Annotated in this window: 13 protein-coding genes; 8 read left to right on the top strand and 5 right to left on the bottom strand. The window is 62.2% G+C overall.

The features are described 5' to 3' along the window. Positions 1–83 precede the first annotated feature (83 nt). Positions 84–1,385 carry an HNH endonuclease signature motif containing protein gene (locus EHW12_RS27610; protein ID WP_125052226.1) on the bottom strand — a complete coding sequence of 434 codons (1,302 nt, stop codon included), beginning with the start codon at positions 1,383–1,385 and terminating at the stop codon, positions 84–86. Between the two features lie 116 nt (positions 1,386–1,501). Between EHW12_RS27610 and EHW12_RS27605 the strand changes: the two genes are divergently transcribed. The 7 genes from EHW12_RS27605 to EHW12_RS27570 all read left to right on the top strand — a co-directional run bounded on the left by EHW12_RS27605 (position 1,502) and on the right by EHW12_RS27570 (position 12,993). Then, positions 1,502–2,809, top strand: coding sequence for an SWIM zinc finger family protein (locus EHW12_RS27605; RefSeq protein WP_039973158.1), 1,308 nt, complete (start codon positions 1,502–1,504; stop codon positions 2,807–2,809). Continuing rightward, positions 2,806–4,290: a DUF5691 domain-containing protein gene (locus EHW12_RS27600; RefSeq protein ID WP_039973159.1), complete on the top strand. Its 1,485-nt coding sequence runs from the start codon at positions 2,806–2,808 to the stop codon at positions 4,288–4,290. The genes EHW12_RS27605 and EHW12_RS27600 overlap by 4 nt, the downstream gene beginning before the upstream one ends. Then, positions 4,287–5,420, top strand: a complete 1,134-nt coding sequence (locus EHW12_RS27595; protein ID WP_007730564.1) for an AAA family ATPase — start codon at positions 4,287–4,289, stop codon at positions 5,418–5,420. The genes EHW12_RS27600 and EHW12_RS27595 overlap by 4 nt, the downstream gene beginning before the upstream one ends. After that, positions 5,417–7,603 carry a DUF5682 family protein gene (locus EHW12_RS27585; RefSeq protein WP_241199059.1) on the top strand — a complete coding sequence of 729 codons (2,187 nt, stop codon included), beginning with the start codon at positions 5,417–5,419 and terminating at the stop codon, positions 7,601–7,603. The genes EHW12_RS27595 and EHW12_RS27585 overlap by 4 nt, the downstream gene beginning before the upstream one ends. Then, on the top strand, positions 7,600–8,763 hold the full coding sequence (locus EHW12_RS27580; protein ID WP_047269390.1) for a VWA domain-containing protein: 1,164 nt from the start codon (positions 7,600–7,602) through the stop codon (positions 8,761–8,763). The genes EHW12_RS27585 and EHW12_RS27580 overlap by 4 nt, the downstream gene beginning before the upstream one ends. A gap of 42 nt (positions 8,764–8,805) precedes the next feature. Next, the gene (locus EHW12_RS27575; protein ID WP_007730570.1) at positions 8,806–10,428 is read left to right on the top strand and encodes an MFS transporter; all 1,623 of its coding nucleotides are present in this window, start codon (positions 8,806–8,808) and stop codon (positions 10,426–10,428) included. 237 nt (positions 10,429–10,665) lie between these two features. Then, positions 10,666–12,993 (top strand): EAL domain-containing protein, encoded by a 2,328-nt coding sequence (locus EHW12_RS27570; protein ID WP_125052222.1) that lies wholly within the window; start codon positions 10,666–10,668, stop codon positions 12,991–12,993. 1 nt (position 12,994) lies between these two features. Here EHW12_RS27570 and EHW12_RS27565 read toward each other — a convergent pair whose 3' ends face one another. Beyond that, positions 12,995–14,119 (bottom strand): GGDEF domain-containing protein, encoded by a 1,125-nt coding sequence (locus tag EHW12_RS27565; protein WP_241199058.1) that lies wholly within the window; start codon positions 14,117–14,119, stop codon positions 12,995–12,997. Positions 14,120–14,240: 121 nt separating this feature from the next. Beyond that, on the bottom strand, positions 14,241–15,680 hold the full coding sequence (locus EHW12_RS27560; protein WP_030536080.1) for an amino acid permease: 1,440 nt from the start codon (positions 15,678–15,680) through the stop codon (positions 14,241–14,243). A gap of 157 nt (positions 15,681–15,837) precedes the next feature. Here EHW12_RS27560 and EHW12_RS27555 point away from each other — a divergent pair, with 157 nt between their 5' ends. Further along, positions 15,838–17,376: a PucR family transcriptional regulator gene (locus EHW12_RS27555; RefSeq protein ID WP_125052218.1), complete on the top strand. Its 1,539-nt coding sequence runs from the start codon at positions 15,838–15,840 to the stop codon at positions 17,374–17,376. Here EHW12_RS27555 and EHW12_RS27550 read toward each other — a convergent pair. After that, positions 17,352–18,788 carry an aldehyde dehydrogenase family protein gene (locus tag EHW12_RS27550; RefSeq protein WP_125052216.1) on the bottom strand — a complete coding sequence of 479 codons (1,437 nt, stop codon included), beginning with the start codon at positions 18,786–18,788 and terminating at the stop codon, positions 17,352–17,354. The genes EHW12_RS27555 and EHW12_RS27550 overlap by 25 nt on opposite strands. Continuing rightward, positions 18,785–20,158, bottom strand: coding sequence for a 4-aminobutyrate--2-oxoglutarate transaminase (gene gabT, locus EHW12_RS27545; RefSeq protein WP_030536079.1), 1,374 nt, complete (start codon positions 20,156–20,158; stop codon positions 18,785–18,787). The genes EHW12_RS27550 and gabT overlap by 4 nt, the downstream gene beginning before the upstream one ends. Between the last annotated feature and the right edge of the window lie 97 nt (positions 20,159–20,255).

The following is a 20,255-nucleotide window of genomic DNA, read 5'->3' as shown; positions in this document are numbered from 1 at the left end:
ACGGCCTGTGGGCTCCGTATCGGGGTTTGATGTCCGATGCGGAGCCTGGCCGTGTTCTGTTGTCGCCAAAGAGGTTTGACCCCTCAGGTTTTGAAGGTGGTGTTCGCGGGCCGTGGGTGCTGGCCGGGGTCGATCGAGGGTGGTGGGATGAACCAGGGCTTGTTGTCGACACCGATCCGGATTTCCCATTTACCGACGAACCCGGATTTGCGGTGCATCAGCCGATGATGTGAACGGCACAGCAGGACCAGGTTGTTCATCACCGTCGGCCCGCCGTTCGCCCAGTGCCGGATATGGTGCGCATCCGTCCACGCCGGTACACATGTGCAGCCCGGGAACGCGCAGCCTCTGTCTCGGGCAATCAACGCCACTCGCTGTTCGGCGGTGACCAACCGTTTTCCTGGTTGCGCATCGAGCGGTGCCCCATGATCGTCGAGCAGCACGGTGGACAGGAAGCAGTCACACCCGAGGAGCCTGGTCTGTGACACGGACAGCGGTCCGAGCCAGGGCATGTGCCCGACATCAAGATCCGACACAGCCACTCCACCACCATCAGTTGGTGTGGCGGCGCAGTCCCGATGCTCGGCCAGATCCCGAGCGTTGATGTGCACGTTCACGTGCGGACGCTGACCACCGTCGGTGCCGGTTTTGGCGCAGTCCAGGTAACGCCGGATCAGTTCGGTGAACCCGTCCGCGGTCCGTTTCGCCGCCGACCGAGAATCCGGGGTTCCATCGGGTGCTGGGGTGGGCATCGTCAGATTCGACAACGCCGACAACAACATTTCTCCGGTGAGGGCGTCGAAATCGCCGCGCACCACCACTCGACCGTTCAATGTCGAGGCGATCCGGAGCTCGTTCCGGTCGACGTCTTCGGCGGGTGGAATTTCATCGGATTCGAAGATTCGCTCCAAGGTCGCGATCACGTTCCGCACCTTCGTCGTCGTCGCCTCAACACCCGACGCAGCAGCCAACAGTAGGTCGATACAACGAGGGAGCGCTTCGTCCGGCATGCCTTTCGGTGGTGACTCACAGAACGCCACGATCAACACGGCATGATCGAACGAGCAATCCCCGCCATCGAACCGAGCAGCCACCGCAGGAAACGGTCGCAAAGCTGCACCCAGGGCGGCGATCTTCTTCCCGTCCCGAACCTGCAGCATCGTATTCGCCGCCAACCACGCACCCACCCCGCGGCTGGCAATCACCTGATCATCCGGGCGCGTCGACAACTCGTCCACCACCGCCACTCGAACGGCTTCCAGGCGCAGAATCTCGGCACTCGCTTCGACAACAGCAGCGCGTAACTCCGAAGCAGTCAACCGCCACAACCGTCCGCGCAACCCCACCGCAGAACCAGACACCACATCCGACAACAAGACACTCATTGAATCCCCCGATCCCCTCCCCAAATCATATTCGAATATGTGTTCGAGTCAAGGGGTCATTCACCAACGAATCGGCCTGACTCTGTGATGTCAGCGGGTTGTCATACTGTGGTCGAGTGACTTCGCCGTGGACAGCTGGGCAGGTGGCGTCGGTAGCTCCCGACGCCGCATCGCTGGCCGCTGCGCGCAAGTTGGCTGGTTCGTGGAGCCATGCCGGCAACAGGGGTCTCGCGCTCTGGGGGCTGTGTCAGGGCAGCGGCTCGAAGCCGTATCAAGCAGTGGTCGACCTGAGGGGCCCTGCATACAAGTGCTCGTGCCCCAGTCGAAAGTTTCCGTGCAAACATGCTCTGGGGCTGCTGGTGGAATGGTCGGAAGGGCGTGTGCCGTCGGCGGACGAGCCCGCCGACTTCGCGGCAGAGTGGTTGTTGCGCCGCGAGGAGAAGGCCGAGACCCGCGGCGAAAGGGCTGAGACCGGCGACGAGGCTCCCAAGAGGGCTCCCGACCCGGCGACAGCGCAGAAGCGCGCCGACCGCGTTGCGAGCGGTCTCGTCGAATTGGACCTGTGGATCACCGATCAGATTCGCAGTGGTCTGGCAGCGATGGACACATCCTGGGCGGGCTTCGACGCAGTAGCTGCTCGAATGGTGGATGCTCAGGCGCCTGGTGTCGCAGGCACACTTCGAGCCTTGGCGGGCACCGTTGCGTCTACCGAGAACTGGCCCGAGACAGTCCTCGACGAGTTGGCTCGGTTGCACCTGCTGGTTGCTGCGCATCAGAAGCTGTCCGAGTTGCCGGAAGATCTTGCCTATTCGGTGAAAGCACACGTCGGCTATCCGGTCTCAACCGAGAGTGTGATGGAATCGATTCCGGTGAAAGAGAACTGGATGATTCTCGGTTCCGGGATCACCGAGGAGAAGCGACTGTTCACCCGAACGGTGTGGATGCTCGGCAGGAATTCGAAGCGGTGGGCCATGCTGCTCGACTTCTCCCACGGGTCGGCCAATTTTGCCACCGAAACGCCGCCAGTCGGGTTTCTGCTCAACGCCGATGTTCATTTCTATCCTGGTGCCGCGGCATTGCGGGCGCGGATAGGGGTCACGCACGGAGAACCGGAGCCCTTCACAACCATGCCGTTCGGAAGCATCGACACTGCGTTGCAGCAGTTTACCGATGCCCTCGCCGCGGATCCATGGTTGCGCTCGTGGCCGGCAGTGATCAGTTCGGTGGTCCCGTCGTTCGTCGACGGATCATGGTTTGTCGTCGACGAATCGGGCACAGCGCTTCGGGCAGAGGGTGATTCGGATCTTCTGTGGAAGTTGCTCGGCATTTCCGGCGGTTACCCGGTCACAGTCTGCGGAACGTGGAACGCGCTGGCTCTTACTCCGATCTCGGTTTTCACGGGAGGGCAGGTGATCGTGCTGTGAGTACATTGATCTCAGCGGCGCTCCTTGGGACAGCCAGAACAGCAACAACATTCGAGGAGCTGCCGACTGAAGTGCGTGGCTACGCTCGCGAACTCGACGGCGATCCTGCCGAGATGCTTCTCGCAGGAGCAGCGTTGGAGAGGGCGTACCGCCGTGGTGGTGCGGGCTCCACCACGGCGGCGGTGCCGACACCTGCGCCAGACGATGTTCGATTCACGCTGCCGGAATCCTCATCGGCGCATCTGCTGTCGATGCTCGCGGCCAAGGCGACCTTGCTCGACGAATGGTTCGCAGTCGCGTTGGAGCACAATTACCGTGCGCCTGATCATCTGGTCGCCGAGTTGCTTTCTTTCGCACGTGCAAGTGAAGCTCACCGGGAGAGCATCCTGCAGATTGTCGGCGAGCGTGGTCGATGGCTTGCCGCGCAAAACCCCGAGTGGAGCAAACTCGTCCGAACCAGGGATGCCAACCCGGACGTGTGGCGTCACGGAAGTTCGTCGCAGCGCACACAGTGGCTGATAGACACTCGTCGAACAGATCCCGCGCTGGCGCTGGCCGAACTCCGAAAGTCCTGGGGCACCGAGCGGGGCGAACAGAAGGCTGCCTTCGTCGCGGCGCTGGCAAACGGACTGAGTGCGGATGATCAACCATTGTTGGAGGAAGCCCTCGACGACCGTCGCAAGGACGTGCGACGCGCGGCAGTGGAAGTACTCGGACAACTCCCCGAATCGGAGTTCGGGGAGAGAATGGCTGCTCGGGTTCGGAAATGGGTGCGGGTGGAACGGAAACTCGTTCGGTCCACGCTCGTCATCGTCCCGCCTGAGGAAGTCGATTCAGCGGCGAGGCGAGACGGCATCGAAGACCGGCCGAATCCACACACCGACTATCGTGCGGAGTATGTGCGTCAGGCGATCAGTTCTGCGCCGTTGTCTCTGTGGAACAACATGATCGGTGGACCAGGCAAGGTCTTGGGGATGAGCGTTGACGAAGGCTGGGAGCCGATCCTTCACGACGCGTGGTCCACCGCCGCAGTCGCGCAGAACAATACGGAATGGGCGCTGGAACTCGTTCGTATGCGCGGCACGGCCACCGATCGACGCGTGCTCCCGTTGGTGCCGGCCAAGGCGCTGGCTGATCTGTTGAGGTCCGGAAACGGCGACGCCAATGTTCTGCACCCGGGCCGGGCAGCGATCTACGACGCTCTGCGAGGTCCATGGCCCGAGGACATCACCCGGGCAGTGGTGGCCCAGTGGGAACGAGTTGCGGCTAGACGTGCCGACGGAGGCGCCAAGGCCGGCGAATTCTCACGCTACAAGTACGTCGCATCGCTGCGCCTGGCCGAGACTCGATTTCCTTACAGCGCAGTAACTTTGCTGGAGCGTGCGGCGGAGCGTGCTCGTGACCCCGACTGGCGGCAGACCTTCGCCAGAACTGCCAGCGCCATCACCCACCGCAAGACCCTGCTCGAGGAGCTCACATGACTGACAGCGTAACCGTGCCCACCACGGAACCGGAAAAGCTCGCGCAACCGGCAAAGCTGATGCGGCCCCACGCAGAGCAGGAGTACGCGCTCGAACTCGAAGCACTGGCCGCGCAGGATGCTCGTCCGCGTCCACCGTCGTGGAACTTGTCGCCCTGGGCCGTCGTGACGTATCTGTTGGGTGGCACTCTCGACGACGGAACCGTCATTTCGCCGAAGTACGTCGGTCCACGGCGGTTGATGGAAGTGGCCGTCGCAACTCTTGTCACCGACCGGGCGCTACTGCTGTTGGGGGTTCCCGGTACGGCCAAGACCTGGGTCTCCGAACACCTTTCGGCCGCAATCTCGGGTGCGTCGACGCTCCTGGTTCAAGGCACGTCGGGTACGCCCGAGGAAGCTATCCGCTACGGCTGGAACTACGCACGTCTTCTCTCCGAGGGGCCGACCGCCGGTGCACTGGTGCCTTCTCCCGTGATGACGGCGATGGAAACCGGGAAGATCGCCCGCGTCGAAGAGTTGACGCGTATTCCGGCCGACGTGCAGGACGCCCTCATCACCATTCTCTCCGAGAAGACGTTGCCGGTGCCGGAGCTGGGCATCGAGGTGCAGGCAGCCAAGGGCTTCAACCTGATCGCTACCGCCAACGATCGCGATCGCGGTGTCAACGACCTGTCGTCCGCACTGCGTCGACGGTTCAATACCGTAGTCCTCCCGTTGCCGGCCAGCGAGGAAGACGAGGTGGCCATCGTGGCACGTCGAGTCGAACAGCTGGGCGCAGCACTGGAATTGCCGACAACCCCCGCAGCAGCCGAGGAAATTCGCCGGGTCGTCACCGTGTTCCGGGAACTGCGATCAGGCACGACCACCGACGGCCGCACCAAGTTGAAGTCCCCGTCCGGAACTCTGTCGACGGCGGAGGCGATCTCGGTGGTCACCAACGGTTTGGCGTTGTCTGCGCATTTCGGGGACGGCGTACTGCGGGCATCCGACGTCGCTGCCGGAATCCTGGGCTCGGTGATCAAGGATCCGGTCGCAGACAAGGTGGTGTGGAACGAGTACCTCGAGGCAGTAGTGCGTGAACGCGGCGAGTGGTCCGACTTCTACCGGGCGTGCCGCGAGGTCACCGGGTGACCATCGTGATTCCGGACCTGCGTGTCCGGGTCTTCGGTATCCGTCACCACGGCCCGGGATCTGCTCGTTCGGTTCGGCAGGGCCTGGAAGAGTTCTCGCCTGACGTCGTCCTGATCGAAGGGCCTTCGGACGCAGACCCGTTGGTGATGCTGGCGGCGTCGGAATCGATGAAACCACCGATTGCGTTGCTCGCGTACGCCACTGGCGAACCGTCGAAGGCGGCATTCTGGCCGTTTGCGGTGTTCTCACCCGAATGGCAAGCGCTGCAGTGGGCTGCGAAGAACGGTGTGCAGGCACGGTTCTGCGATCTGCCCGCCTTCAACGTGTTGGCGGATCAGGGGATTCGTACTGTCCGCGAGGGCGATCCTCTGTCGGAACTGGCCGCGGCCGCGGGTTTCGACGACACCGAACGCTGGTGGGATTCGGTGATCGAATCTAGCTCGGGCGCAGATTCTTTCGATGCGATCACCGAGGCGATGGAGGCGCTGCGTGAGACAGTGCCGATCGACGAGGAGGCAGCGCATCGCGAAGCGTATATGCGTCAGGTGCTGCGAAAGACGTTGAAAGATGGCGCTGAGCGGGTAGCGGTCGTCTGCGGAGCCTGGCACGCGCCGGCGTTGGGCGGAGCCTTGGGGCCGGCGGCACCCGATGCTCGCATCCTCAAAGGAATGTCCAAGGTCAAGACCTCGCTGACATGGGTTCCCTGGACTCACTCACGCCTGGCGTCGGCATCGGGTTACGGCGCCGGAATCACCTCGCCGGGTTGGTACCACCACCTGTTCACCGCGAACGACAAGACGATCACGCGGTGGCTCACCAAAGTTGCGCGGGTGCTCAGGGACGAGGACCTTCCGATCTCGAGTGCTCACGTCATCGAAGCTGTCCGTTTGGCAGATACGTTGGCGGCACTGCGTTCTCGACCCTTGGCGGGATTGTCGGAGGTCACCGAGGCAACGAGGTCGGTGATGTGCGACGGGAACGACGTTCTTCTGGATCTGATCACGCGAAGATTGGTTGTGGGCGAAGCGCTGGGCGCGGTGCCCGAGGAAACTCCGACAGTCCCACTCGAAGCAGACCTGCGCGCACGCTCGAAGACCTTGCGGCTCAAACAACAAGCGGGAGCAAAGACTCTCGATCTGGACCTGCGACGCGATATCGACGTCGAGCGTTCCCAGTTCCTGCACCGACTGGGGATCCTCGAGATCGATTGGGGGACCCCGGCCGACAGTGAGGTCCGTTCCACCGGAACGTTCCGGGAGACTTGGGCGCTGCAATGGAAGCCCGAATTCTCGGTCTCGGTGATCGAGGCGTCGCTGTGGGGCACGACGGTGGCTGCAGCGGCAACATCACGTGTCGTCTCGAAGATCAACGAGCCGGACATCTCTCTCGCGTCACTGATCGGACTACTGGAGAACTCGCTCCTGGCAAACCTGCCGGCAGCGTTGTCCGCTGTGCTGGAAAGTGTGAAAACGGTTGCGGCACTAGATCATGACGTGTCGCACCTGATGGCGGCGCTGCCCACGCTGACGCGAACGCTGCGGTACGGCGATGTGCGCGGAACCGACGTGTCGGCATTGGTCGACGTCGCCGACAGCCTGTTGATCCGCATTTGCACCGGCCTCGCAGTCGCCGTCACGGGCCTGGACGATCCCAGTGCCGAGGAGTTTCGCGAACACCTCGACAAGGTTCACTCGGCAGTCATGGTTCGTGACGATCGCGATGCGAGCGCACGGTGGCTGCAGGCCATGGCCGGCGTGATCGACCGTGACGACGTCAACGGATTACTCGTCGGCCGGATGGTGCGGCTACTGCGCGACAGCGGTTCGATCACGGAAACCGCTGCAGCCCAGCGCTTGTCTCGGGCCCTGTCCGTGGGAAGCACGCCGACAGCCAAAGCCGGGTGGGTCGACGGGTTTCTCGGTGGAGGAGGGCTTGTGCTCGTTCACGATCAAGCGTTGCTCACGCTGATCGACACGTGGGTTCGCCAACTTCGTGAGCAGGACTTCATCGACACGCTTCCACTGCTTCGACGTACGTTCGGAGCGTTCGAGGCGGGGGAGCGTCGAGCGATCGGTCAGGCGGTCAGAGGTGGACGACGCGTCGAAACGACAGTGGAGACCGATGCTCGACGCGGCAGAGCGGCAATGGCGGTCGTTGCGGACATCTTGGGGGTGGGCGCATGAGCGACGACGATCAGCGCCTTCGACGCTGGAGACTGATGCTCGGGGAATCCGCCGAAGAATCGACGGGTGGGCTGGGCCAACCGGGCGAGCGTCGAATGGATGCAGCTCTTGCCGCACTCTACGATTCGTCCGGCCCGACCAAGGGGCGACGCCGCTCAGCCGGATTGGGGGCGTCGGCTCCGTCCGTCGCCAGATGGCTCGGCGATATCCGGACGTACTTTCCCAGCACGGTGGTGCAGGTGATGCAGAAGGACGCGATCGACCGACTGGGTTTGGCGCAGTTGCTGCTCGAACCGGAACTGCTCGATGCCGTCGAGCCCGATGTGCATCTGGTCGGGACGCTGCTGAGCCTCAACCAGGTCATGCCGGAGGCCAGCAAGGCCACTGCTCGAATGGTCGTCGGCAAGGTGGTTCGGGAAGTCGAAGAGCGAATCGCGCAGAAAACGAAGGCCGCAGTGACCGGGGCACTCAATCGTTCGGCCAGAACGTCGAATCCGAAGTTGCGTGACATCGACTGGGACCGAACCATCCGAGCAAATCTGTCGCACTACCTTCCGGAGTATCGAACCGTCGTCCCCGAGCGGCTCGTCGGATACGGCCGCAAGTCGAAATCCGTGCAGCGCGACGTAGTCCTGGCGATCGACCAATCGGGTTCGATGGCGTCCAGCGTCGTCTACGCGTCCGTGTTCGGCGCGGTGTTGGCGTCGATGCAGGCGCTGAAGACTTCGCTCGTGGTTTTCGACACTGCCGTCGTCGACCTGACGGACAAACTGTCCGATCCAGTCGACGTCCTTTTCGGGACCCAACTTGGTGGGGGCACGGACATCAACCGCGCAATCGCGTACAGCCAGTCACTGATCTCGCGTCCTGCCGAGTCGATGTTCGTTCTGATCTCGGACCTCTACGAGGGCGGTATTCGCAACGAGATGTTGCGCCGGATGGCCGCCATGAAGAACTCCGGCGTTCAAGTCGTGGTTCTACTGGCACTCTCGGACGACGGGGCACCGTCGTTCGATCACGACAATGCAGCGTCGCTGAGTGCCCTCGGGATTCCCGCGTTTGCGTGCACGCCGGACAAGTTTCCGGAACTGCTGGCGGTGGCTCTGGAACGCGGGGACGTGTCGGCTTGGGCGGATCAGCTCAGCCTCGAACAGCACTGACCGGTCTGCTTCGAGAACCTGAACACCGGGTACACCCGCACGATGGGTGACGGACAGGTTGCTGGTTCGACGACGCAGGCGGGTTCAGGACTGGTTCTCACGGTGTTGGCATCGAGCCAATTCCTGATGACCTTGGACAGTTCGGTCATGAATGTTTCGATGGCAACCGTCGCCGAGGACGTCGGCACGAGCATCACCGGCATTCAAACCGCGATCACGCTGTACACCCTGGTCATGGCGACGCTGATGATCACGGGCAGCAAGCTGGGGTCGATGATGGGTCGTCGCCGGGCCTTCGCGCTCGGCTTGATCATCTACGGCGCAGGTTCTCTGACAACGGCGCTCGCTCCCAATCTTGCGGTCCTGCTGATCGGATGGTCGTTCCTCGAAGGCGTCGGTGCGGCACTCATCATGCCCGCGATCGTCGCGCTCGTCGCCACCAACTTTCCGGCGCAGAAGCGCCCGGCTGCCTACGGTCTGGTCGCTGCCGCCGGCGCGATGGCCGTGGCGGTCGGGCCGCTGATCGGCGGCGCCGCGACGACATTTGCGTCATGGCGTTACGTGTTCGTCGGCGAAGTCGTGATCGTTGTCCTGATCTTGCTGGTGCTGAGCAAGGTGGTCGACGTCCCACCGTCGAAGTCGCGCCTCGACTACGTCGGATCGATCTTGTCTGTGGTCGGGCTGGGCATGATCGTCTTCGGCGTACTGCGCTCGAGCGAGTGGGGTTGGGTGCAGGCCAAACCCGACGGACCACAGCTGGTCGGGCTTTCCCCGGTGGTGTGGCTGCTGATCGCCGGGCTCCTGGTCGTGTACGGATTCCTGCGCTGGGAGGGACGCCTGGCCGCTGCGGGGAAGGAGCCGTTGCTTGATCCGGCGATGCTGCGAAACCGCGAGCTCAGTGGCGGGCTGTCGATGTTCTTCGCGCAGTTTCTGGTCCAGGCGGGCGTGTTCTTCGCGGTCCCGTTGTTCTTGTCCGTAGTTCTGGAGCTCAGTGCCCTGGAGACGGGAGTTCGCATCCTGCCGTTGTCGGCGGCGCTCGTGTTGGCTGCCATCGGTATTCCGAAGCTGCGGCCTACCGCGAACCCGCGACGCGTGGTCCGAGTCGGATTGTTGGTCATGGTCGTCGGCATTCTGATGCTCGTTGCAGGCATGGACCCCGGCGCCAATGCGGCGATCGTGATGATTCCCATGCTGTTCATGGGTTTCGGCTTGGGGTGCCTGTCTTCGCAGCTCGGAGCCGTCACGGTGTCCTCGGTCCCGGACGAGCGCAGCACCGAGGTCGGCGGGTTGCAGAACACCGCCACCAACCTCGGCGCTTCCTTGGGAACTGCCCTGATCGGATCGGTTCTCATTGCCACTCTCACGACGTCGGCGATCGCCGGAATCGAAGACAATCCGGCGGTTCCGACATCGGTGCAGCAGCAAGCGAGCACCGACATGGCCTCGGGCGTGCCGTTCCTGTCGACGACGCAACTCCGATCCGCTCTCGATGACGCCGGCGTCGCCGAGTCCACGGCGGATGCGATCGTGGACGTGAACGAAGAAGCCAGGCTGGACGCGTTGCGTGTCGCTTTTGCCGTGGCAGCGCTGCTCGCAATCGCCGCGTTGTTCCCGACCGCTCGAATCCCCCGCGTCGCGGTCGGCGACAAACGTGGTTCGAGCTAAGAATCAGCAATCGCGGATCGACCTGGACGATCGACGGAGCGACCTCTGGATATAGTGATCTGCGCACAATCGATTCGTCAGATGGCTACCGTTGTGAAGGAAACAAGCAGCGAGTCTGAAACACTGACGTTTCACCGGATAAGGGTTCGGTGGGGAGCCAGGGGAGGTTCGGATGGCCAGGCGAGCGGATTCGACGCCCGCTGATGGCGCCTGCGCAGATGTCGGGATGCCTCGCTGATGAGCCGTCCGAGTCGATTGGGCAGGCAAGATCCTGCTTCGGAGGCCGACTGCAACAGCCTGTTTCGCCGTCAGATAGACGAAGCTGCAGCCGTCGCGCCGTTCGCCAATCTTGCGTACATGGCGAGTTTGGTCGTGATTCTGACCTACACCGTCCCGCCCGGACGTCAGACGCTCAGGTGGTTGGGTGGCGCCCTCATCTTTCTCGTCCTCGCGAATTCGATCCGAGTATGGATTCCCCTTCGCTGGCGGCCGTCGAAGCACACCCCGCGCTACGACTACGTGGGTCTGCTCGTCGAAGTGATCGTGGTCGCGACCCTCGACGTCACACTTTTCGCTCTGCTCTTTCACGACATGGACGTCTTCCGCGACTTGGTTCTGATCGCGACGATGGCCGGGATCATGGGCGCCGGGACCGTGACGTTCTCGAGTCTGAGATCGGTGAGCCTGACCTGGATCTACATTCACGGCCTCGGCGTCTTCACTGTTCTCGTCGTCCACGCCGAACCACACTTTCGCATACTTGCGATTCAGTTGTGCATCTACATGTTTGCGCTCACCGTAGGGGCGGTCTATCTGTCGGCCTCTTTCCAGAGACGTTGTCTCGCAGAGTTTCAGGCGGAATCCGAGCGTCAGACTGTGGCGTTGTTGCTCGACGGTTTCGAGGGCGGTTCCCGCGACTGGCTGTGGGAGTGCGACACCAACGGCCGGTTCTCCCACACCTCGGCACGTCTCGCCGAGGTCGCAGGTATGACGGTGGACGAGTTGCAGCAACTCACCTTCGGACAACTCCTCACCAGACTCCAGATCGCATCGAGTCCGGAGGGGCGTGCGGCCGCGGCCCAGATGATCGACAAACTCGAATCGAGTGCTCCCTTCCGGGACACTGTCGTGCCGGTGCATGTCGACGGTAGGCGACGCTGGTGGTCTCTTTCCGGCAATCCACGGGTCCTCGAATCCGGCGTGATTCTGGGTTGGCGCGGTGTCGGTTCCGACATCACGGAGAGGTATGTCCACGAGCAGGAGATCCTTCGCCTTGCGGCCACCGACTCGTTGACCGGGTTACCGAACCGTCGTGCGTTCGGAGTGGCGCTCGAGGAAGCGATCGATTCCCGCGTGCCGGAGAAGCAGGTTCTCGTCGGGATTCTCGACCTCGACAACTTCAAATCGGTGAACGACACCCTTGGCCATCCGATCGGGGACCAATTACTTCTCGAAGTCACGAAACGCCTTCGCGACGTGATCGGTTCGGACATGTGCTCGCGGATGGGCGGTGACGAATTCGGGCTGATCGTCTGCACCTCTTCGCGCGACGATCCCGGTGTGATCTTCGATCGGTACCTGGAAGTGCTGCACGAACCATTCTTCGTCGAAGGCAATCGGATCGAAGTGCGGGCCACGATCGGTTACTCGAGCGCGCCCGAGGATTCGACGGACGCCGACGGATTGGTGATGCTGGCGGATCTGGCTCTGTACGAAGCGAAGTCGACGGGGCGCAATCGAGTGGGCAAGTTCTCGCCGCTGCTGCGGGCGAGGGCATCGGCGCGGGCGACTGCGTTGCACGAGCTGGACAGAGGGATCGAGGAAGGGCAGTTCGATCTCCACTATCAGCCTCAAGTCGACACTCAGACCGGTGAAGTGGTGGCCTTCGAGGCTCTTCTTCGGTGGAACCATCCCAGCCGCGGCCTCATCGGGCCCAGCCAGTTCATCTCGGTGGCGGAGGAAACCGGAATGATCATTCCCCTCGGCGCGCAGGCAATGGCGATGGCGACCGCCGCTGCTGCGGGGTGGCCGACCGGAATCGGCGTCTCGGTCAATGTTTCACCAGTGCAGTTGGTGTCGCGAGAGTTCGGTGCGATGGTGAAGAAAGCCCTGACGGATTCGGGCTTGCCTCCGCAACTGCTGCAGCTCGAAATCACCGAGACAGGAGTTGTGGACGATCGCGCGATCCGGGATCTCTACAAGCTGCGTGAGCTCGGGGTTACCGTCGCACTCGACGATTTCGGCACCGGCTATTCGTCCTTCGCCACGCTCCAGAGACTTCCAATCGACGTTCTCAAGATCGATCGCATGCTGGTCACCGACTCGGACGATCCGAAGATGTCCGTTTTGAAGTCCATTGTCGAATTGGCCGCGGCCCTCGGTATGAAATCGTTGGCCGAGGGCGTGGAGACCATCGAGCAGTTCCGCCGCGTCCAGTGGGTCGGGTGTGACCTGGTCCAGGGTTACCACATCAGCAAGGCTCTGACCGCTGAGCGCGTCGATGTGTATCTCGCCGCGACGGACACTGAAACCGGGCGCAGCGTCCACCCACTTACGTGGCTGTGAATCAGATCTGAGCCGAGCGGATCGTATTACCGCCTGCCGCTTTCGCTTGATACATCATCGAATCCGCGACATTTGTCGCCGCCAGGATTGCGGAAGCACCGCCGCTCCACGCCTTCGATTCGGCGGTCATCATCACAGATCCGACGCTCACCGTTGTGGGGATCGCGTCGGAACAATCCGACAGCGCCGCGTTTATCCCTTCGATCAACAGGGTTGTCGATTCGGGATCGCCGGCGATGACGGCCAGGTATTCTTCCCCGCCGGTTCGAGCGATGACTCCGCGTTCGCCGAGATGCGTGCTCAATCGGTTCGCGGTTCTCCTGATGACATGATCGCCTTCGGCATGACCGTGAAGATCATTCACCGTTTTGAATTTGTCGATATCGACGACGATGAAGGCGAGAGATGAAGAATCGTCTCGGGCGCTCTCGAAGAGATCGCCGACTGCCCCTTCCAGTCCCCGACGGTTGAACAGTCCAGTGAGGGGATCCCGGTCCGAATACTGGGCATCGCGGTAGAGAGTGCGCCAAGTCAGGTGCGCAAAAATGGGAACGAGTGTGACAGCTCCGAAAAGAACGGTGCCGCGGGCCAGAAGCGTCGTGATATCGACGTCGCCTTCCAGATATGCAAGAACGAAAACGGTAGTCGTGACGGTCGTCGACCAAACGACATGAGCGACAAGCCACTTTGCGCTGACAAAAAGCGTCGCAAAGGTTCCGGTGACCGCGAAGACGATGCAACCGAACGTCCCGGACGAGCGATCCGGCACCAGGAGGACGGCAGCCGCGATCCCGAGATCTGCGAATATTCCGAATGCAAGCAACCCCCGGCGTCCGGGAAACGGTTGTGTGAACCAGCATGCGGCGATTCCCACACACGTACAGATCATGAAAATCGAAAGAGCTTTGCCGGGGGTGGTCGGCGGCGTATCCGGACCGATCAATTTGTAGAAAGCGGACAGTCCGAAGATGATCGTCATCATTCCGAGCAAGGTTCGGAAGATCGGAATGATTGCCCGGCCGGATCTCTGGTGCTTTATCCAGTCGTAGTCGTGTGGTTCGTTGAACCATTCGTGAAGTGTTCGCCAAGAACTGTGCCCCTCGGAGGCGATGACAGGGCTCGGCATGCTGTCCATTTTGCCTTGAATTTAGGTAAAGAGAAAATCTATGTTCGACCGCTTCCATCGGATCGGCTCTTTTCGGGGAAGAGGTTCAATTATCGAGTCGAGCGCTTACTCGATGCTTGTTTCAAGCCTTCTTCGAACTGCTGTGTGCGTTGTTCGAGGCGGTCGCGAACGATCCGACTTTTCGCGTACGAGACTTTCTCACGCCGTAAGCGGCGAGGATGACCCCCAGCGCGACCAGGCTTTGGACGAATTCCGCGCGCGTGGGTTCGTTGAGACCCATTCCCACCAGGATCACGAGAATCAGACCAGTGACCACTATCGGCAGGCCGGGATACAACCAGACACGGAATTTCAGAATCTCGGGGCTTTCGCGTTCCCATCGGCGTCGGAGGCGTAGTTCGGATACACAGATCAGGATGTAAACGAACAAGCAGATTGCGCCCGACGAATTCACGAGGAACAAGAAAATCGTATCCGGCCAGATGTAGCCGGCCGCGATACAGAAGTACCCGGCCACGGTGCAGGCGAGTACGCCCTTCACCGGCACGCCGCGGCTGTTGGTCCGTGTCATCCAGGCCGGCGCGTCGTTGTAGACGGAGAGTGCGAAGAGCATCCGTGACGCCGTGTACAGGCCGGAATTGAGGCAGGACAGCACCGCGACCAGAACCACGAGATTGAGAATGTCGGCGGCGCCGGGAATTCCGAGCAGGTCGAGTGCGGAGATGAACGGAGAATCGCCGACGACGAACGAATCCCACGGCAGCATCGTCACGAGGAGGAAGGTGGCGACAACGAAGAAGGCGAGAATGCGGAAGACGACCGTGTTCGTGGCCCGCCTGATCGCTCCGGCGGGTTCGGCGGATTCCGCTGCGGCGATCGTGACAAGCTCGGCTCCGGTCATGGAGAAGATCACGGCGACAACGCCCACCAGTACGGGGGTGAAGCCGTTCGGCAGAAATCCTCCGTGGCCGGTCAGATTGCTGAAATCGACTTCACTGCCGGGCCAGATGCCGAAGACGAACAGACTGCCGAGCACGATGAAGCCGATGATGACGGCGACCTTGATACCCGCAAACCAGTACTCGGCCTCGCCGAAGTTGCTGACGGAGAGAAGATTGACCCCGGTCATCACCAACAGGAGTACCGCTGACATGAGCCAGAGCGGGACACCATGGATCCACCGGGAGAGCAAGGTTGCTCCGACGACGGATTCGATGCCGACGACGATCACCCAGAAATACCAGTAGAGCCAGCCAGTGGTGAAACCCGCCCAGTCGCCCAACGCCATGCGGGCGTATTCGGTGAACGATCCCGTACACGGCTTGGCCACGGCCATTTCGCCGAGCATGCGCATCACCAGGAACACGATGATCCCGCAGATCGCGCACGTGATGACTGCGCCGGGGCCGGCCTGGTTGATGATTCCGCTCAGACCGACGAAGAAACCGGCGCCGATGACGCCGCCCATGGAAAGCATGGTCAGGTGGCGCTTCTTCAAGCCTGTTTTGAGTGTCGAATGAACGCTGGCGGCTTCGGCTGTTTCGGTGCTGCTGTCGGGCATCTGGGCTCAGCTCCTATTGCATGACGCGATCAGTTCTTTCGGAGAGACGCTAAGCTCATCGTGTGATCCAGAACATGGACTTGATGTACAAATCTGAACTGGAAACTGTCAGTTCTGTCCACTGCCTTTCTATTCACTGCCCTCGGAGGTTCCGGTAATGCCGATGACTGTCCGGCGCCTGGCGGCCACCACCTCGCTCGGCCTCACGATCGTTGCCGGTCACGACGACGTGGATCTGTCGATCAGCTGGGCGCACGCAATCGAATTGCAGGATCCGACCCGTTGGCTCGCCGGTGGAGAGCTTGTCATGACGACGGGGCTGCATCTACCGCGTTCGGCGACAAAGCAATACGAGTACGTCGAGCGCATCGCGCAGACTGGTGCGGTGGCACTGGCGTTCGACACCGGCACCGTCCACGAGAGGGTGCCGGACGCGATCATCAGGGCCGGCGACGAACTGGGTTTTGCCGTGCTTTCCGTCGCCAAGGAGACGCCGTTCATCGCCATTTCGCGGGCCGTGATCGACGAACTGACCGCCGACCAGATACGAACGGTGCAGGCGGTGGTCGACGCGCAGGAGAAGTTGGCGCGTGCTCTGCTCGACGGGGTGCCGGCTCTGATCACTGCCCTGGGTCGAGCCGTTCACGCAGCAGTCTGTGTTCTCGATCGGGACGGCGCGGTGCTGGCTCTGACGGAAGGTGCGAGTTCGTCTCTGCCCGAACGTATCAGGGAGCGATCAGGTAAGGAGCGCAGCCGGATCGTGGTGGACGACGACGGTCACCTGGCCATTCACCGCCTTGCTGTGAGCGGCACGCTGGCCGTGGCGTCCGAGGCCGCCTTGGATCAGTCCGAGCGATTGTTGGTGGGCCACACGGTGTCGCTGTTGACCATCGAGCTTGCCAAGCCGTTGCGGGTTGTCGATGCCGAACAGCGGCTGAGGTTGGCCGTTACGACGATGGTGCGCCAGGCCGGCGGTGACGTCGACGAAAGTCTGTTGCGGTACTTCGGATTCGAATCCGAAACCACGGTGGTGGCAACTGCCTTGACCGATGTCGGACCTTTGCTTGCGGCCACCGACATCACTTCAGCGGCCCTGGAAGAAGAGTCGGTGCCGTACCTGTTGGCCCCGCTGAATGACGGAACCGGTGTGTGGTTCGTCGTGAAAAGTGAAGTTGCGGAGAAGGTCACGCGCAGTGTGTATGCGAGAGTGCGGGAGAATTCACGCCGGAGTATCAACGGTGGAATCGGTGGCGTCCGGCCGATGAGCGGTGTAGCAGCCAGTCTGCGCGAGGCCGTCTCTGCTGCCAAAGTGGGGCAGGTCGAAGGGCACACGCTCGTTCCGTTCTCGGAACTCGGGACTTTCAGTCTCTTGTTGAGTGTGCAGTCGAGCGATGTTCTGCAGTCGATCGCGGCCGGCGGTCTCGGTGTGCTGGAAGGCTACGACGCCGAGAACGGTTCCCGTCTGGTGGACTCGATCGAAGCGTTCCTGCACCACAATGGTCAATGGGAATCCGCTGCAGCGCAATTGGGTGTTCACCGGCACACGCTGCGTAATCGCATGGACAAGGCTGCCGAGTTGATCGGCCGAGATCTCGATTCCGCCCACACCCGGTCCGAGTTGTGGATCGCACTCAAAGCTCGTGAACTGCTGCAGGCGGAATCGAATTCAGATCATGCTCGGCCGCCCCTGAGATAGACGGTGGTGGTGTGAGTGAAGAACTCTCGCGCCGCGTCGCCTTGTTCCTTGGGCCCGTATCCACTCCTCTTCGCGCCGCCGAAAGGTACGTGGGGATCAGCGCCCGCCGATTCCGAATTGACGTGCAGGATCCCCACGTCCAGATCGTCGATACCGGCAAGTGCACTGGTCAGGTCTTGCGTGAACAGTGCTGCGGACAAACCGAATTCGCCCTCGTTTGCCAAGCGGAATGCGTCTGCGGTTGTTGCTGCCCGCTGCACCGCCAGTACCGGGCCGAAGAGTTCCTCGAACCACAGTTCGGTGCTCGACGGTAGTTCCAGCACTGTCGGTTGGACGTAGTAGCCCGACTGTGGCGCTTCGGCGGTGGCCACAACCCTGGCGCCGCCGTCGACGGCTCGATTGATCCCGTCGATGATCGACTGCTGCGCGTATGCGCTGACCACGGGACCTGTCGTGACGTCGGGATCGAGTGGATCTCCGACTCTCAGTTGCTTGACTTCAACGGTCAGCCTGGCCAGGAATTCCTCGGCGATGGATTCATGGAGCACCAGACGTGAAGTGGCCGTGCATTTCTGGCCGGTTGACCGAAATGCGCCCAGCATCACCTGCTCGACCGCAAGCTCGAGATCTGCGTCGGCAAGTACGACGGCTGCGTTCTTTCCACCCATTTCCGCCTGTACCGGAACTCCGCGCGCCGCAGCAGATCCCGCGATCTTTCGGCCGACTCCGGTGGAACCGGTGAAGGTGACGGCGTCGAGGTCCGGGTGATCGACCAGCGCTTCACCGGCCGCGCTGTCGGCGAGGATCATGTTCAGGACTCCGTCGGGTAGGCCCGCTTCGGTCAGTGCCTGCGCGAGACGGAAGGCCAGAAGGGGCACCGCGGCAGCCGGTTTCCAGACGACGGTGTTTCCGTACACCAAGGCAGGCGCAATCTTCCATGCCGGGATCGCGATCGGGAAGTTGAACGGCGTGACGACGCCTACCACGCCGAGAGGTTTGCGAGTGACGAGAATCTGCTCGCTGCTACGTGGGGAGGAATACACCGTTCCGGTCTCGCGGTCGGCGGCGTTGCCGTGGTAACGCAGAATCTGCGCTGCGCGGCGCACCTCTCCGATACCCTCGGCCAGCGTTTTCCCTTCTTCGCGGGTGAGTTCTTCGCCCCAGGCCTCAGCGTTGGATTCGATGATTTCCGCTGCGCGAGTGAGGTATGCGCCGCGTGCGGACATCGGCAGGCGGGCCCAGTCGTTCGCGGCGATGCGGGCGACGCGAACACCGGTCGCCATTTCGGAGGCACCGGCGCGGCCTCCGGTGGCGACAACCTCGTCGGGACGGGCCGGGTTGGTGTCCGTCAGTGTGCCGTCGCTGCCCGTGACCCAAGCTCCGCCGATCAAGCTGCGCACTGCGACGCTCATCGGACTGCGGCCACAGCGTCGCGAAGAATACCGAGTCCTTCGGTCAGCAACTCGTCGGAGATGCTCAGCGGCGGGAGGAAACGGACGACGTTTCCATAGGTGCCGGCGGTGAGCAGAAGGAGACCGTGCGTGTGGGCGTAGCTGACGATCTGGGCGACGGCCTCGCGATTCGGAGCCTTGTCCTCGTCGTGGACGAGTTCGATTGCAATCATGGCGCCGCGTCCACGAATGTCGCCGATTATGTCTGTGTCCGAAGCGATTTCGGACAAACCTGTGGTCAGAATGTCGCCGATGTCCTTGGCGCGGTCGAGGAGCCCTTCCATCTCGATCGTCTCGAAAACTGCCAGGGCGGCCTCGCAGGCAACGGGATTGCCGCTGTACGTACCGCCGATACCACCGGGATGCGCGGCGTCCATGACGTCGGCACGGCCGGTCACGGCGGCGAGTGGCATTCCGCCGGCGAGACCTTTTGCGGTTGTGATGATGTCGGGGACGAAGTCCTCACTCTCGCTGGCGAACCAGGATCCGGTTCGTGCGATACCGGTCTGGACCTCGTCCGCGACGACGAGAATGCCGCGCTCACGGCAGAATTCCGAGATTCGCTTCAGGAATCCCGGAGCGGGAACGATGAAACCGCCCTCACCCTGAATCGGTTCCACGACCACAGCGGCTACCGATTCGGCGCCGATCTGAGTGTCGATCGCAAGACGGAACTGGGCGAATGCTTCGTCGGCCGCGTTTTCGGGGCCGCTCGGCCAACGGTAGGGGTATGCCATCGGAACCCGGTAGACCTCTGGTGCGAACGGGCCGAATGTGGCCTTGTACGGCTGGTTCTTGGCTGTCATCGTCATGGTCATCAACGTGCGACCGTGGAATGCGTGGTCGAAGACGACAACTGCCGGGCGACCGGTGGCGGCACGTGCGTATTTCACGGCGTTCTCGAGCGCTTCGCTGCCGGTGTTGAACAGCGCTGTTCGCTTCTCGTGATCTCCCGGGGTCAGGCGGTTGAGCGCTTCGCAGACCTCGAGGTACCCCTCGTAGGGGTTTGCGAGGAAACACGTATGGGTGAACTGACCGAGCTGGCGCGTGGTGCGTTCGACCACGCGCGGCGCACTGTTTCCGACGGTGGTCACGGCGATGCCGCTGCCGAAGTCGATGAACGAGTTGTCGTCGACGTCGACGACAACTCCTCCGCCCGCTGCGGCAACGTAAATGCTGGATCCGCTGGTCAGCCCGGCCGGCAGTGCGGCGCTCCGGCGCTTTGCCAAAGCGCGCGAGTTGGGGCCGGGCACTTCGGTGACGAGGCGTCGTATCTGGGGAAGGGTCGGTCCACCGATGCACGTTTCCGTGCCGTGCTCGAGAATGGTCATCGCAGTGCCTCCAGTCGTTTTCCGAACTGTAGGACGGCGATGAATGATCCGGACATGGCCGGATTGTCGAGTGGCTTCTATCTCATAGGACGCCGCG

The organism is Rhodococcus sp. NJ-530 (assembly GCF_003860625.1).
Lineage (GTDB): Bacteria > Actinomycetota > Actinomycetes > Mycobacteriales > Mycobacteriaceae > Rhodococcus_F > Rhodococcus_F qingshengii.
The sequence above is the reverse complement of the archived record's forward strand: the minus strand, read 5'-3'. Positions and strand labels throughout refer to the sequence as shown.

What these genes read in the sequence shown, in the direction of transcription:
- EHW12_RS27610 (WP_125052226.1), bottom strand. Translation starts at nt 1,385, where the DNA reads ATGAGTGTCTTGTTGTCGGATGTGGTGTCTGGTTCTGCGGTGGGGTTG.
- EHW12_RS27595 (WP_007730564.1), top strand. Translation starts at nt 4,287, where the DNA reads ATGACTGACAGCGTAACCGTGCCCACCACGGAACCGGAAAAGCTCGCG.
- EHW12_RS27580 (WP_047269390.1), top strand. Translation starts at nt 7,600, where the DNA reads ATGAGCGACGACGATCAGCGCCTTCGACGCTGGAGACTGATGCTCGGG.
- EHW12_RS27575 (WP_007730570.1), top strand. Translation starts at nt 8,806, where the DNA reads ATGGGTGACGGACAGGTTGCTGGTTCGACGACGCAGGCGGGTTCAGGA.
- EHW12_RS27570 (WP_125052222.1), top strand. Translation starts at nt 10,666, where the DNA reads ATGAGCCGTCCGAGTCGATTGGGCAGGCAAGATCCTGCTTCGGAGGCC.
- EHW12_RS27565 (WP_241199058.1), bottom strand. Translation starts at nt 14,119, where the DNA reads ATGCCGAGCCCTGTCATCGCCTCCGAGGGGCACAGTTCTTGGCGAACA.
- EHW12_RS27560 (WP_030536080.1), bottom strand. Translation starts at nt 15,680, where the DNA reads ATGCCCGACAGCAGCACCGAAACAGCCGAAGCCGCCAGCGTTCATTCG.
- EHW12_RS27555 (WP_125052218.1), top strand. Translation starts at nt 15,838, where the DNA reads ATGCCGATGACTGTCCGGCGCCTGGCGGCCACCACCTCGCTCGGCCTC.
- EHW12_RS27550 (WP_125052216.1), bottom strand. Translation starts at nt 18,788, where the DNA reads ATGAGCGTCGCAGTGCGCAGCTTGATCGGCGGAGCTTGGGTCACGGGC.
- gabT (WP_030536079.1), bottom strand. Translation starts at nt 20,158, where the DNA reads ATGACCATTCTCGAGCACGGCACGGAAACGTGCATCGGTGGACCGACC.